The organism is Anoxybacillus sp. J5B_2022, assembly GCF_026847645.1.
Taxonomy (GTDB): domain Bacteria; phylum Bacillota; class Bacilli; order Bacillales; family Anoxybacillaceae; genus Anoxybacteroides.
Window position 1 is genome coordinate 74277 of record NZ_JAPSMC010000002.1, and the last position, 15965, is coordinate 90241.

Annotated in this window: 12 protein-coding genes; all 12 read left to right on the top strand. The window is 44.2% G+C overall.

Features of this window, described 5'->3' with window-relative positions:
- Positions 1-206 precede the first annotated feature (206 nt).
- The 12 genes from M4I42_RS01100 to opp4A all read left to right on the top strand — a co-directional run bounded on the left by M4I42_RS01100 (position 207) and on the right by opp4A (position 15916).
- Entirely contained in the window at positions 207-1193 is a 987-nt protein-coding gene (locus M4I42_RS01100; RefSeq protein ID WP_268850421.1) for a sugar-binding protein, read from the top strand.
- Positions 1190-2626, top strand: coding sequence for a sensor histidine kinase (locus tag M4I42_RS01105; RefSeq protein WP_268850422.1), 1437 nt, complete (start codon positions 1190-1192; stop codon positions 2624-2626). The genes M4I42_RS01100 and M4I42_RS01105 overlap by 4 nt, the downstream gene beginning before the upstream one ends.
- On the top strand, positions 2619-3860 hold the full coding sequence (locus M4I42_RS01110) for a response regulator (RefSeq protein WP_268850423.1): 1242 nt from the start codon (positions 2619-2621) through the stop codon (positions 3858-3860). Before M4I42_RS01105 ends, M4I42_RS01110 begins: the two co-directional genes overlap by 8 nt.
- Positions 3861-4034: 174 nt before the next feature.
- The gene (gene xylF, locus M4I42_RS01115; protein WP_268850424.1) at positions 4035-5117 is read left to right on the top strand and encodes a D-xylose ABC transporter substrate-binding protein; all 1083 of its coding nucleotides are present in this window, start codon (positions 4035-4037) and stop codon (positions 5115-5117) included.
- Between the two features lie 66 nt (positions 5118-5183).
- Positions 5184-6692 (top strand): xylose ABC transporter ATP-binding protein, encoded by a 1509-nt coding sequence (locus tag M4I42_RS01120; protein ID WP_268850425.1) that lies wholly within the window; start codon positions 5184-5186, stop codon positions 6690-6692.
- A gap of 2 nt (positions 6693-6694) precedes the next feature.
- Complete coding sequence (locus tag M4I42_RS01125) at positions 6695-7861, top strand: sugar ABC transporter permease (RefSeq protein WP_268850426.1); 1167 nt, start codon at positions 6695-6697, stop codon at positions 7859-7861.
- 162 nt (positions 7862-8023) lie between these two features.
- Complete coding sequence (locus M4I42_RS01130; RefSeq protein WP_268850427.1) at positions 8024-10129, top strand: methyl-accepting chemotaxis protein; 2106 nt, start codon at positions 8024-8026, stop codon at positions 10127-10129.
- A 193-nt stretch (positions 10130-10322) separates the two neighbouring features.
- A complete protein-coding gene (locus M4I42_RS01135) occupies positions 10323-11327 on the top strand; it encodes an ABC transporter ATP-binding protein (RefSeq protein WP_268850428.1) in 1005 nt (334 codons plus the stop codon).
- Positions 11324-12250 (top strand): ABC transporter ATP-binding protein, encoded by a 927-nt coding sequence (locus tag M4I42_RS01140; RefSeq protein ID WP_268850429.1) that lies wholly within the window; start codon positions 11324-11326, stop codon positions 12248-12250. Before M4I42_RS01135 ends, M4I42_RS01140 begins: the two co-directional genes overlap by 4 nt.
- Positions 12251-12267: 17 nt before the next feature.
- The gene (opp4B, locus tag M4I42_RS01145; RefSeq protein ID WP_268850430.1) at positions 12268-13236 is read left to right on the top strand and encodes an oligopeptide ABC transporter permease; all 969 of its coding nucleotides are present in this window, start codon (positions 12268-12270) and stop codon (positions 13234-13236) included.
- Between the two features lie 16 nt (positions 13237-13252).
- Positions 13253-14122 carry an ABC transporter permease gene (locus tag M4I42_RS01150; RefSeq protein ID WP_268850431.1) on the top strand — a complete coding sequence of 290 codons (870 nt, stop codon included), beginning with the start codon at positions 13253-13255 and terminating at the stop codon, positions 14120-14122.
- Between the two features lie 15 nt (positions 14123-14137).
- Entirely contained in the window at positions 14138-15916 is a 1779-nt protein-coding gene (gene opp4A / locus M4I42_RS01155; protein WP_442864058.1) for an oligopeptide ABC transporter substrate-binding protein, read from the top strand.
- The last annotated feature ends 49 nt before the right edge of the window (positions 15917-15965 follow it).

The window sequence follows — 15965 nt, forward strand, 5'->3', positions numbered from 1 at the left end:
ACGGTATGTCATGTGTGGTTAAATTCTATTATACAACAAAAAATCAATGCATACTTTGTTATTTTTTGTTAAAGCAAAAAATGTTGATTTAGAATGATCAAACCGTTCGCTAGTTTACGGTATAAGGCTGCCCATTACCGTGGGTAGTCTTACTTTTTGCTTGTAACCGTTTCCAAAAAGAATTATAGTAACATTAGGTGAAGCATATGACGAATAAACGTTGGACGATTAGCTTAATTCTTTTATTTTTTCTATTTCTTTATGTTTTGTTTCATTTTGTCATTGCAACGCAAAAAATTGAGCGAACCGTTGAGCAATTGCAACAAACAGCCCAGCCGACCAAGTCACTGCCGCATTTTGTTTTAATCTCGCAAGAATTTGACAACCCGTATTGGCGCAAAGTCGAACAGGGGGCAAAAGAAGCGGCGAAACAATACGATGTTAATGTGGAATACATCGGGCCGTTAAGGACAAACATGGATGAACAAATGAAATTACTAGAAAAAGCGATTGCTTCCCGCGTTGACGGTATTATCGTGCAAAGTTTAAATGATGCGCGGTTTACGCCGCTTATCGACAAAGCGATCGCTCGGAACATTCCGGTCATTACGATCGATACAGACGCGCCGAAAAGCCGTCGTCTTGCGTATGTCGGCACGAACAATTTTGAAGCGGGACAGCTGCTCGGAAAAACTGTTGCTTCGCGCGTTTCCGGTAACAATAAAATCGGGGTCATTATTGGCAGCGACACATCGGCCAATCAGCAGCTCCGCTTGCAAGGATTTCAATCGATTATCGCCCAGCATCCGGGGCTTTCGATCGTTGCCGTTTCCGCTTCGAACATTTCCCGTATTCAAGCATCGATTCAAGCGGAAAAAATGTTGCGTATGTATCCCGACATTTCGGTCATGGTCGGTACAAGCGCCTTAGATGCGATCGGCATTTTAATGGCGATGAAAAATTTAGACCGGGGCGATGTGCAAATTTTTGGCTTCGATGATGTGGAAGAAACGTTAGAAGCAATCAAGCAAGGGAAAATTGTTGCGACGGTCATTCAAAAACCTTATGATATGGGCTTTTCCGCTGTTAAATTAATGGTTGAGCATCTAGCAGGTAAACCGATTGCGAATGAATATTTTACGGCAACAGAAATTGTCGATGCGACAAACGTCGAGCAGGAGGGAACGAGATGAAAATCCGGACGAAATTGTTTATTTTTATCCCGCTGCTCGTGTTGCTGTTAAACGTCATTGCGTTTTTCATTTTTCAAAGCGGCAAAAAAGTGCAGGAAAGCTATGATGTCATGATGCAGCGCATTTTTTTATACAAACAACTGTCGATGGAAACGCAAGAAAATCTTCGGTTTTTGAGCAGCTATTTAATTCACCAAGATGAAGCGAGCGAACGGTTGTTAACAACACATCAAAAAGAACTAGAACGATTGCAAACAATCCTTGTTGCGCATCGTCTAGAAGGAAATGATGCATTGACGCTCGAAAACTATAAAAACATGATTCATGAATTTCTTGAATTGGAGCAATCGATCGTCCGTAAACTAAACAATCGCCAATTTGCCGACTACGCCGATTCGTATAACGAAATTGAGAAAATTTCTAGCTTTATTCGCGAAGATAGCCAAACGCTTGTCGATTTAGAGTTAAGCGCGTATCAACCGGTGTATAAGCAAATGCTTATCAATGTCGGACGCATGAATCAGCTCGGTGGAACGCTGTTTGTGTTAACGACGGTGCTAAGCATTGTGTTTGCCATTTGGCTGTCGCGCACCATCGTTATCCCAATTCGCCGGCTTGTCCACGCAGCGAAAAAAATTTCGGCGGGCGACTTAGAAACGCACATTCCACTTCCAGACAGAAATGATGAGATTGGGCTGCTCGGTCGAACGTTCCAGCAAATGATGGAAAACTTGCGCCAACTCATCGCCAAAAACATGGAAATGCTCGAAAAAGAAAAGTTGGTGAGCGAACTAGAATTAAAAGCGCTCCAAAGCCAAATTAACCCCCACTTTTTATTTAATACGTTAAACGTCATTTCGAAGCTTGCGTATATTGAAGGGGCGGAACGAACGAGCGAATTGACTATTTCAACGTCGAATTTACTGCGCTACAATTTGCGCAAACTCGATGAACCTGTGACGTTACGCGATGAAGTGGAACACGCCAAAGAATATTTCTCGATTCAAAAAACGCGTTTCCGCGACCGAGTTACGTTTCAACTTGATATTGATGAAACGTGCCTCGATCAAGTGATTCCATGTTTGACGCTGCAACCGCTTTTAGAAAATGCGTTCGTGCACGGAATTGAGGGGATGGAAGAAGGAGCAGTCATTCAACTGGCGATTCGTCCACGGAAAAACTATATTCGCATTACGATCGCGGATAACGGCGTCGGTATGGAGGAGGACATTCGCCGTGCTATTTTGCAATCATCGTCCTATCCATTTTCCAAAAAAGGGCATTCAACAGGGCTTGGCATGTCGAACGTCTTGCGGCGCTTGCAACTATTTTATGGAATGGAAAAACTCGTAAAAATTTATAGTGCGCCAAACAAAGGTACAACAATCGTCTTAACGTTGCCGAGAAGAAGAGGAGGGGATGAGAATGTATAAGCTGCTTATTGCCGATGATGAACCGCTCGAACGGGAAGGATTAGAACTGATGATTGAGCGAATGCTTCCCGAGCAGTTTCGCGTTTTTCATGCCGAAAATGGGCGTAGCGCCATCGAGCAAGTCGAGCAGCAGCGGCCGGACATCGTTTTTATGGATATTAAAATGCCAGGTATTCATGGACTAGAGGCAATTGCGGAAATCCGCAAAACATATCCGTCGATGAAAATCGTCATTTTAACAGCGTATGATTATTTTACGTATGCCAAAGAAGCGATTTCGTTAGGGGTTAACGAATATTTATTGAAGCCGGTGAAAAAAGAGCAAATTGTAGCGGTGCTCAACAAACTGACAGCTGAAATCGCTGCGGAAAAAAAGCTGCGCGAAACAGAACTCGAAACGCGGGAAAAGCTGGCGCAACTTTATGCGTTAAGCGAAACGACGTTTACATTGTTTTTAATGGAGCGAATCGATGATTTTGATGTGAAGCAAGCACCGATTCATTTTACGAAAGGCTTTGCTCTGGCACTTCAGCTAGAAACGCTACCGAAACAAAAGCAACTATTGGAGCAAATAAAGGACTACGCTAAAAGCGTCGGAGAGTGCGTATGCAGTCCACTCGTTGGTCACCATTTTGCTCTTTTTTTCCAAACACTAGATGACGTCGAAGAAAAAACGATTCCGTTTGCTCAACGGTTATTAAAACAACTAGAAAAATTAGCACAGACGCCGATAAAAATGGGGATTGGCACGATTCAAAACGACGTGGATGGGCTAAAACAATCGTATAAAGAAGCAGCAACGGCGCTTTACTATTTGCCGACATTTAGCCGCGTGCAACACATTCGCGACGTTCCGTTAACAGAAGACGCCCAACCAATGAATCCGCTTGCTATTGAGGCGAACCAGTCGATGATGGAGCAAGTCGAAGCGTTTTTACACGAAAACTACTACCGCGACCTTTCGTTAGAAGAGGTCGCAGAATCGGTTCATTTGACGCCCCATTACTTTAGTAAACTATTTAAAAAGCAAACAGGCCAAACGTTTATTGACTATGTAACAGCCTTGCGCATTGAAAAAGCGAAAGAACTGCTTCGCGACGAACGGCTAAATATAAAAGAAGTTTGCTATGACGTCGGCTATAAAGACCCGAACTACTTTAGCCGCGTCTTTAAAAAATGGACAACCCTCACTCCGAAAGAATACCGGCAACAATATAGCAATCAAGCTAACTAGCACTTTTTTGTTCCAGCACAAAAAAGTGCTAGTTATTTTTATTTTCTGAAAAGAAAGCGCTTTATTTGTGCGATAGTGTGACAAAGAAGTGAAGAAAACAAAAAGAAAGCGGTTTCTTTTTTCGTGATATGCTTAGCTTGTCAATACGAGAATTCATTGAAGGGGGAATATGTAGTGAAGTGGTGGAGAAGTGCAGCAAAAGGGGCGGCGACATTCGTGTTGGCGTCAGCATTAACCGCATGCGGTGTCGTTTCTTCAGGCAACGACACAGCCAGCAAGACAGAAAAGAAAAAAGATGACAAAATTGTGATCGGCTTTTCGATGGACACATTGAAGGAAGAACGTTGGCAACGTGACAAAGAAATGTTTGAAGCAAAAGCGAAAGAACTTGGCGCAGAAGTGAAAACGCTTGCGGCAAACGGGGACGATGCGGCGCAGCTAAACCAAGCAGAACAGCTTATCTCAGAAGGAGTTGATGTGCTTGTTGTTGTTCCACACAACGCCGAAGCAGCAGCTCCGATTGTCGATAAAGCACATAAAGAAGGAATCCCTGTTATTTCATACGACCGCTTAATTAAAAACGCAGATGTAGACTATTACGTTTCATTTGACAACGTACGCGTCGGCGAAATGCAAGCAAAAGCAATCGTCGAAAAAGCCCCGAAAGGCAACTACGTATACATTGGCGGAGCAGATACAGATAACAACGCTCACTTATTCCGCCAAGGAGCAATGAACGTCTTAAAACCATTAGCAGAAAAAGGCGATATTAAAATCGTTTACGACCAATTCTCGAAAGACTGGAAACCAGAAGAAGCGTTGAAAAACATGGAAAACGCGCTAACAGCAAATAACAACAACATTCAAGCAGTTGTTGCGGCGAACGACGGAACAGCAGGCGGTGTTATTCAAGCATTAGCAGCGCAAGGATTAGCTGGTAAAGTTCCTGTTTCCGGCCAAGACGCAGAACTTGCAGCTCTTCAACGCATTGTTGAAGGTACACAAACGATGACCGTTTACAAACCGATTAAAGCGATCGCGACAAAAGCAGCAGAAATGGCTGTAGCACTTGCGAAAGGCGAAAAAATTCAAACAAACCAAACGGTATCAAACGGCAAAATCGACGTTCCTTCTGTATTGCTTGATCCGATTGCTGTAACGAAAGACAACATTGTCGATACGGTCATTAAAGACGGCTATCAAAAATTAGAAGACGTATATAAAAACGTGCCAAAAGATCAATGGCCAAAACAATAAATAACGTGAGGGGCTGACGCATCGTCACCCCTCGTTTTCAAGATTGATACAACGGGAGTGAAACGAATGTATGCGTTAGAAATGATCGAAATCACGAAAGAATTTCCCGGTGTAAAAGCGCTCAACCGTGTCAGCTTCAAAGTAAAAAAAGGTGAGATTCACGCCCTTTGTGGGGAAAACGGTGCGGGTAAGTCGACGCTCATGAAAGTGTTGAGCGGACTTTATCCAGTCGGAACGTATTCCGGCGAAATTCGCATCGATGGCCAGCCAATGGAATTTCGCAACATTGTCGATGCGGAGAAAGCAGGAATCGCCATCATTCACCAAGAGCTTGCCCTCGTCAAGGAAATGACGGTTGGCGAAAACATTTTTCTTGGCCGCGAGCCAAAAAAATTCGGCGTCATCCAATGGGACGAATTGTATTATGAAGCAGCGAAATGGCTGGAAAAAGTCGGCTTAAACATTTCTCCGCAAACGAAAATTCACTCGTTAGGGATCGGACAGCAACAGCTCGTCGAAATTGCCAAGGCGCTCTCAAAAGAGGCGAAAATTTTAATTTTAGATGAGCCGACGGCGGCGTTAACCGAAAGTGAAGTCGAAATTTTAATGGGCATTTTAGAGCAGTTGCGCAAACAAGGAGTTGCTTGTATTTACATTTCACATAAAATGCCAGAAGTATTTCGTCTTGCCGATTCGATTACCGTTTTGCGCGACGGCAAATCAATTGCGACATTGTCGCGCGCGGAAACGAACGAGGACCAAGTCGTATCATTGATGGTCGGCCGTGAATTAACCGAGCGTTATCCATATGTCAAGCGGACACCGCAAGAAGTCGTGTTAGAGGTGAAAAACTATTCGGTTTGGCATAAAGATAAGCCGATGAAAGTCAATCAAAATATTCAGTTGACGGTTCGGAAAGGAGAAATTGTCGGCATTGCTGGGTTGATGGGCTCCGGCCGGACGGAGTTGGCGATGAGCTTATTTGGCGCCTATGAAGGGAAAGCGGAAGGCGAAGTGTGGATCGAAGGGAAACAAGTGCACATCCGTTCCGTGCAAGATGCGATTCGTGCTGGTATCGCGCTTGTCACGGAAGACCGGAAACGGCTTGGCTTAGTGCTTGGCATGGACGTCAAAAACAATACGACGCTTGCAAGTTTAGCAGCGATTAGCAAATGGAAAGTCATTAACCAAAATGAAGAGTTGAAGTGGAGTCAAAAATACGTTGATGAACTGAAAACGAAAACGGCTTCATTAGAAACGCCGGTCGGTACGTTATCCGGCGGTAATCAACAAAAAGTGGTGTTAGCAAAATGGCTCATGGCGAAGCCGAAAATTTTAATTTTAGACGAGCCGACGCGCGGGATTGACGTCGGTGCGAAATACGAAATTTACCATTTAATGAACAAGCTTGCCGAAGAAGGGGTCGCGATTATTATGATTTCTTCAGAACTTCCAGAAATATTAGGAATGAGCGACCGCATTTACGTCATGCGTGAAGGGCAGCTTGTGAAAGAATTGACACATGAAGAAGCGACACAAGAAAACATTATGATGGCGGCGACAGGAGGGAAATGACCATGGAAGCAAAAGCAGTCGTCCATGAACGTCAACGCAAACCGTTATTTGGGAAAATTGATATTCGCGCCTATACGATGATTGGCGCATTAGTGGCCATTTGGATTTTCTTCGGCTTTTTAAATGATACGTTTTTAAGTGCCCGTAACCTTTCGAACTTGTTTACGCAAATGTCGGTGACCGCGATTTTAGCGATCGGCATGGTGCTTGTCATCGTCGCAGGACATATTGACTTATCCGTCGGCTCAATCGTCGGATTCACAGGAGGCATTGCAGCTATTTTAAGCAACTGGATGGGGTTGCCGACAGGTCTTGTGATTATCGGTACGTTAGTAGCCGGCGCATTGATCGGAATGTTGCAAGGATGGCTTGTGGCGTACCGCGCCATTCCAGCATTTATCGTGACGCTCGGCGGAATGATGATTTTCCGCGGCGCTTTGATGGGAATTACAAAATCGACGACGATCCCGATTTCCGATCCAAATTTTATTGCGTTAGGAAGCGCTTATTTTACGAATAGCTTTGGGTTGATTTTGGCCGTTATAGCGATTGGGGCGCTTGTCGTAGCGACATGGAAAAAACGAAAATCGCGCCAGCAATACGGTTTTTCTGTTGCCCCTCTTTCGCTCGATTTATTGAAAGTAGTGGCGATTAGCGCATTAATCGTTCTATTCGTATTTACGATGAACAGTTATAAAGGGATTCCGTTCCCGATTATTTTCGTCATTGCGCTTGCGCTCATTTTCACGTTTATCGCAACAAAAACAACATTTGGTCGCCACGTATATGCAATCGGCGGCAACTCTGAAGCAGCCCGTTTGTCGGGGATTAACATTCAACGCCATACGATGATGTTGTTTGTCTTTACTGGATTGTTATCGGCGATTGCGGCGCTTGTTTTAACCGCTCGTCTTTCGTCAGCGACGATTTCGGCGGGGCAGATGTATGAGTTAGACGCCGTCGCTGCTTGCGTCATCGGAGGAACATCGTTAATGGGTGGCTCTGGTACGATCGTTGGGGCAATCATTGGCGCGATGGTCATGACCTCGCTTGATAACGGCATGTCGTTATTAGGAATGGAAACATTTTGGCAATATATTGTAAAAGGAAGCATTTTGATTTTAGCGGTATGGATGGATATCGCGAGCCGGAAAAAACAAACTCATTAATCGCATAGCCCTCGTTCATCAAGATCATCCCCCTTGATCGTTGATGGGCGGGGGCGTTATATTTTTACCGCAAAAATAGTATTTTTCATTTCGTTGCTTTTTTGATAAAATAAAAAGTAATCTCAATTTTCATGAAAATAGTGAATGGCAAGGAGGACGACAATGCAATTATTTCAGCCGGGGTCGCTATTATTAAATCGACTGAAATTTGGAAAGAAATTTATGCTCTTATTTATTATTTTCATTTTTTCGCTTGTGACGATCGGTTCGTTTTACATTCGCTCATTAAGTGAAAAATCGGCATTCGTGCAAAATGAAAAAACAGGTTTAATATATATGGAAGACTTTTTAGCCGGTTTGCAGGCGCTACAACAACACCGGGAAGCGACATTGCTTTACCTTTCCGGTGACACAGCAAGTGAGCAAAAAGCGAAAAAAGCAGAGCAACAATTAGATCGCTTAGTGAAGCATGTGCAAACAGTCCAACAACAATACAGCGACCCGTTTGTCATACAAAAACAGTGGAAAGATTTTTCGAATGCTTGGCAACAAATGAAAAGCGGTTGGAAAACGTATACAATGGACGAAACGGTGTCACGCCATAACGTTATTATTAACAACCTGATCGACATGATGGCGACGGTGGCTGACCGTTCGAATTTAACGTTGGATAACAATATTGATAATAACTATTTATCGCGCGTAATGGTCGAAAAAATTCCAGCACTAACGGAGTTAATTAGTTCTGCGCAGGCGCTCGGCGTGAAAATGGCATTTAGCACGCAAATTTATGAGATGGATCAGTCGAAAATGACGTATTTTTTAAATGCGATTGATAACTCGTTGAACGCATTGAACCGTTCGGCGGTGCTCATGTTTATGAACGACAAGCCACTGCAAAACAAATTTGAAGAATATAAAAGCACAGCGATGACCGAAGTTATTAGTATGTCTGGCATGATGAACAAAGAATTTTTAATGGTCGGACAAGTATCGATTAAGCCGACCGAGTTGTATGAGCGAACGAACCGCGCTCATGAAAAGTTATACAAGATGGAACAATTTATGATGAAATTACTCGAACAGCGAATCAATGACCGCTATGATTCGTTAAACACAAGCAAATGGTTGACGATTTCGATGATCGTGGTTGTTTCGGTGTTGATGGTCTATTTATTTGTGGCATTTTATTTTTCGGTCCGCCACCATATTACGCTCATCGAAGCGAACATGAAACAAGCAGCGACCGGTGATTTAACAGTGAAAATGAATATTCAAACGAACGACGAATTTGCCCAAATTGCGCAGTCGTTTAACGAACTCATTGAATCGTTCCGCTCGATTATTTCCGTTAACCAGCAAATGACGGAAGAAGTATCTGCAGCATCGGAAGAGCTGACGGCGATTACAGAGGAAACGATGCAAGCAACCGGGCAAGTGGCGACGACGATCGAAAGCGTAGCGATCGGCTCTGAGCAGCAGTTGAAATATGCGGAACAAAATACACAGTCGATCCACGAACTGCTTCATGATACACACTATATTGCGGAGCGGGCGAAGCAAGTGGCATCTTCCTCTGTCGCGATGACGAACGAAGCGCAAAGCGGCAGCACATCCGTCGAACAAATGATTCAGCAAATGGCGAATGTGAACGAACTCGTTTCGCAGTCGTCACACCTTATTCAAACGCTTCATGAGCGTTCGAACAATATCGGTCAAATGACGCAAATGATTACTGCGATTGCCGAACAGACGAATTTGTTGGCGCTAAATGCAGCAATTGAAGCGGCGAGAGCTGGCGAGCACGGACGCGGTTTTGCGGTCGTTGCGGATGAAGTGCGAAAACTCGCGGAGCAATCGTCGCAATCTGCGAAACAAATTCATAAGCTATTAAGCGAAATCCAACACGATACGTCCCACTCCATGACAGCGATGGAGCACGTCTTACAAGAAGCGGAAAAAGGGGTGGAAGTCGCAAACCATACAGGGGCGATTTTCGGGAAAATTTTGCAAGCAACACATGACGTCACCGAACAAATTAACGATGTGTCCGCAAGACTTTCCTTGATGGAAACATCGCTCCAGTCACTGTCTGCGACGATTCAAGAAACCGAGCACATTTCGAAAGAGTCGGGACAACAAACACAAATGGTTGCCGCCGCTTCCGAACAACTTTTGGCGTCGATGCAAGAAATTTCTTCTTCCGTACAATCGCTTAACGACAAAGCGCAAGACTTATTTGAAGCGGTGGAGAAGTTTAAACTGTAGAACGCATTCTCCCTTAGCATGGCTAAGGGAGAATTTTTTATGGCAAAATAACGAAATAGTTGGTTTTGATTTCAATTTATATATTTCTAGTGGAATAAAAGAGAAAAATGTTGAAAAAACAAAAAGATTGTAATAATATACTTATATAGAAATCAAAAAATACATAATTTTCAGTTTAATAGAAGGTGGTCGCTTGTTAAAACAGTCCGTATTACAAATTGAACATTTGCGAGTTTCTTTCCGAATTCATGAGGAATATTACGCGGCGGTCGATGATGTTTCGTTAACTGTTCACGAAAACGAAGTGCTTGCGATTGTCGGGGAGTCAGGCTGTGGGAAAAGCGCGCTCGCTCTTTCGATTATCGGCTTGCATCCGCCTGAACGAACGAAGCTAGAAGGAGCGGTCATGTTTAAAGGGAAAAACTTGTTAACGCAGTCGGTACAAGCGTTAAATGAAATTCGTGGAAAAGATATTGGCATGATTTTTCAAGACCCGCTGACGGCGTTAAATCCATTAATGACCGTTGGCAAGCAAATTGAGGAAAGCATGGACTATCATACGACGCTTTCTGCCTCTGAGAAACGGAAGCGGACGCTTGAATTGCTTCAACGTGTCGGCATTCCAAATCCCGCACAGACGTATGACCGTTATCCTCATGAGTTGTCAGGGGGGATGCGGCAGCGCATCGTCATTGCGATTGCGATTGCTTGTAATCCAGCGGTCATTATTGCCGACGAGCCGACGACCGCGTTAGATGTCACGATTCAAGCACAAATTATTCGTTTATTAAAAGACTTGCAGCAACAAATGAACACAGGAATTATTTTAATTACCCATGATTTAGGAGTGGTTGCGGAAATGGCCGACCGAGTCGCTGTCATGTATGCAGGCGAAATTGTCGAGCTTGCAGATGTATATACGCTATTTACCCGTCCGTTACATCCGTACACCCGTTCCTTATTGCAGTCTATCCCTTCCGCACAAACTTCAAAAGAAACGCTCCATGTCATTCAAGGGATTGTGCCACCGTTGACGAAACTTCCGAGAACGGGCTGCAGATTCCGCACAAGAATTGGCTGGATGGACGAGTCTACCCACGAATCACATCCTATATTGCGGGAAGTCGAGCCGAATCATTGGGTTCGCTGCACGTGCTACCAACATTTTTATTTTCCCGACGGGGGTGAAAGGGCATGACATTTCTCCAAGTCAATCACCTAAAAGTATATTATCCGGTGCGCGGCGGGTTTTTTCGTAAGGTCATTGGACATGTGAAAGCGGTCGATGATATTAGTTTTGCGCTGCAAAGAGGGGAAACGTACGGATTAGTCGGGGAATCGGGATGCGGGAAAACGACGACGGGGAGAACGATAATTGGCTTAGTGAAAGCGACAGCGGGAGAAATTTTGTTCGACGGAAAAGATTTGACGAAACTAAGCCGCCGTGAATTTGCGCAATACAGAAAAGACATTCAAATGATTTTTCAAGACCCATACTCTTCCCTTAATCCAAGAAAACGGGTATTAGATATTGTCGCCGAGCCGTTGCGCAATTTTGAAAGACTATCTCCGCAAGAAGAAAAACGAAAGGTGCAACATTTTATTGAAAAAGTAGGGCTGCATCCGGAGTCCATCTATAAATATCCGCATGAATTTTCCGGCGGTCAGCGCCAGCGGATCGGCATTGCCCGCGCCCTTACGCTCAATCCGAAACTGATTATCGCCGACGAACCTGTCTCAGCACTTGACGTATCGGTGCAGGCGCAAGTGTTAAATTTCATGAAAGACATTCAAAAAGAATTTCAGTTGACGTATTTGTTTATTAGCCATGATTTAGGAATCATTCGCCATATGTGCGACCGGATTGGCATTATGTACCGCGGGCAATTTGTCGAAGAAGGGACGAAGGAAGAAATATTTCAAAATCCGCAACATATTTATACAAAAAGACTGTTGTCGTCTATTCCGAACGCTGACCCGTTAAAACGGCAAGAGCAGCAAACATTGCGGCAACAAATCGAAAAAGAATATGAACAATCGTATTCTCGTTATTTTAATGCGGAAGGAAGAGCATATCCGCTAAAACGCATTTCCAACACCCATTCGGTTGCGATCCCGTAAGAGAGGAAGTCGAGAGGATGGTCAAATTTATATTGCGACGTATCGTCATGATGATTCCGCAGCTATTTATTTTAAGTGTGCTTATTTTCCTGCTGGCAAAAGCGATGCCTGGCGACGCTTTAACTGGTCAGCTAGCGAACAACCCAAAAATGGATGCGCAAACGCTAGCAGAAATGAGAGAAAAATTAGGGCTAAACGACCCGCTATATGTTCAATATGCTCGATGGATAAAAAACTTGCTCCACGGGGATTTAGGCATGTCCTACGTCCACCAACAGCCTGTGACCGATTTATTGGCAGGGAGAATGTGGAATACAGTGTTGCTTTCGTTGTGTATTTTAGTGCTGACATACGCGATTGCTGTCCCGTTAGGAGTGATTTCCGGCCGTTGGCAAGACTCATGGGCAGATAAGCTCATTGTTGGATATAGCTATGTTAGCTTTGCGACCCCGCTATTTATTTTCGCTCTCATTATGCTTTTTCTGTTCGGGTTTAAGCTCGGATGGTTTCCAACGGGCGGTAGCGTCGATATTCAACTAGAAGAAGGGACATTCGATTATTACATAAGCAAGTTTAATCATCTTTTATTGCCTTCTTTATCTGGTGCGTTGATTAGCACGGTAGGTATTATTCAATATTTGCGAAGCGAGATTATCGATACGAAAGTAAAAGATTTTGTTCGCACCGCACGGGCAAAAGGAGTGCCGGAAGCGAAAATTTATTCACGCCATATTTTGCGCAATTCATTTTTGCCGATTGCTGCATTTTTAGGGTATGAAATTACTGGACTAATTGGAGGCTCGGTTTTTTTAGAATCTATTTTTAGCTACCCAGGAATCGGACAGCTTTTTTTGCAATCGATTATGCAGCGAGATTATAGCGTCGTGACGGCACTTGTCATGATTTCCGGTCTCGCGACATTAGTCGGGACATTGTTGTCGGACATCATTTTAAGCGCTGTCGATCCGCGAATAAGAATCGAGTAGAGGAGGGGGGACAAGAATGAAAAAAACAGAACATTCGCCCTTTTCTGTTCTATGGCGGGAAGTAGTAAAAGATAAACTGGCGCTTAGTTCTCTTCTGCTTCTTTCGCTCATTCTCTTCATTGTATACGGGGCTTCCATTATGTTGGATCAAGAAGAAATCGTCAAAGTCGATCTTTTGTCCATCTACGCCCCGCCGTCTGCCGAGCATTGGCTAGGAACAGACTACGGTGGAAGGGATATTTTAGGGCAACTCATCATTGGAACGAAAAATTCGTTTACCATTGGGTTAGCGATTACGTTGCTAACAGGATTGATCGGGTTAACGGTCGGCTTAATTGCAGGCTATTTCGGTGGAGTAATCGATAACGTGATTATGCGCATCATTGATTTTATCCTCATTTTGCCGTTTTTAATGTTAGTCATTGTTTTCGTGGCAATCGTTCCGAAATATAACGTGTTTACATTTATTTTGATTATGAGCGCCTTTCTATGGACAGGAAAAGCGCGGCTCATTCGCGCAAAGACGTTAGCAGAACGGGAGCTGGACTATGTGAGCGCCTCCAAAACGCTCGGCACGCCCGATTGGAAAATTATCGTTCGGGAAATATTACCGAACTTAAGCTCGATTATTATTGTTAATTTAACGCTGAACCTTGCAGGCAACATCGGAATCGAGTCAGGGCTAAGCTATTTAGGATTTGGTCTCCCAGAAAGCACGCCAAGCTTAGGAACGTTAGTCAGCTATGCGACAAATCCCGATGTATTGCAAAACAAATGGTGGGTTTGGTTACCAGCATCGTTGCTTATTTTAGTAATGATGTTGTGTATAAATTTTATCGGCCAAGCGTTAAAACGTGCGGCTGATGCAAGACAACGATTAGGATAAAAGGGGGAGATGAAAGTGAAAAAAAGGTATTGGAAGTTGTTTAGCGTGCTCGCCGGACTGTCACTGGTATTGTCCGCATGCACCGACTCGACAAGCAGCAATCCAAAAAAACCGACAGAACAGACTGCACCAAAAGAAGACATCGGCAATTTCCCAATGACGGTCAAAAACGATGGGAAAATTGTCGACGGAGTCCTTACGTATGGGTTAGTGTCGGACACACCGTTTGAGGGGACGCTGAACTACGCGTTTTACACAGGGCAGCCAGATGCGGAAATTTTGCAGTTTTTTGATGAATCGCTATTCCGCACAAACGGAGATTACGAGATTACGAATGATGGAGCGGCAACGTACGAGCTTTCCGCGGACAAAAAGACGATGACGATTAAAATTAAAGACAACGTGAAGTGGCATGACGGGGAGCCGGTGAAGGCAGAAGATTTAGAGTATGCGTATTTAGTCATCGGCAATAAAGATTATACAGGGGTGCGGTATGGCGATGCGCTCATGCAAGATATTGTCGGCATGGATGCGTACCATAGCGGAAAAGCATCGACGATTTCAGGCATTAAAGTCATCGATGACAAAACGCTTACGATTACGTGGAACCATGCGAATCCATCGGTATTAACCGGAATTTGGGCATATCCGCTGCCAAAGCATTATTTAAAAGATATTCCAATTAAGCAGCTGGCTCAGTCCGATAAAATTCGCAAAAATCCGATTGGGTTCGGACCATTTAAAGTGAAGAAAATCGTCCCAGGCGAATCGGTGGAAATGGTGCGCAACGATGACTATTATGGCGGAAAACCGAACTTAAAAGGCGTCATTGTGAAAGTCGTCAGCCCGAAAGTCGTCCTTCAATCCTTGAAAAAAGGCGAAATTGATCTGGCGGAGTTCCCAACTGACCAATACGTTGGGGCAAAAGGAACGAAAAATATTCAATTCGTTGGCAAAATCGACTTAGCGTACAACTATATCGGCTTTAAGCTCGGGCATTGGGATGCGAAAAAGCAGGAGAACGTCATGGACAATCCAAAATTCCAAGACAAACGATTGCGCCAAGCGATGGCATACGCGATTGATAACAAGTCGGTTGGCGACAAACTATACCACGGGCTGCGTTTCCCTGCGACAACGCTCATTCCACCATCGTTCCCTGGCTACCATGATAAAGAGGCAAAAGGCTATTCGTATGACCCTGAAAAAGCGAAAAAGCTGTTGGATGAGGCAGGGTATAAAGATAAAGATGGCGATGGGCTTCGCGAAGATCCAAACGGAAAGAAATTTACGATTCATTTCCTTTCGATGAGCGGCTCGGATGTCGCCGAACCGTTAGCGAAGTTTTATATGCAATGCTGGAAAGATGTCGGACTAGACGTTCAATTAGTCGACGGGCGGTTAGCGGAGTTTAACTCGTTTTATGATATGGTCGAAAAAGACGACCCGAAAGTCGATGTATTCGCCGCTGCTTGGGCAACAGGAACGAACGTCGACCCATACGGACTATATGGACGAAACGTCATGTTCAACTATTCGCGCTGGGTGAACGAGAAAAACGATGAACTGCTCGAAAAAGGGCATTCGGAACAAGCGTTTGATAAAGAATACCGGAAAAAGATTTATAACGAATGGCAAGCGTTAATGAACGAGGAAGTTCCTGTCATTCCAACGTTGTATCGTTCAGCGCTTTATGCAGTAAACAACCGAGTGAAAAACTTTACGGTCGACCCAAGCTCGAAGTTGACGTGGAAAGACGTCGGGGTCACCGCAGAGAAGCCGGAAGTAGAATAATAAATAAGGAGCGGTTCGAGAAAAGAACCGCTCTCTTTCTTGTCTAGCA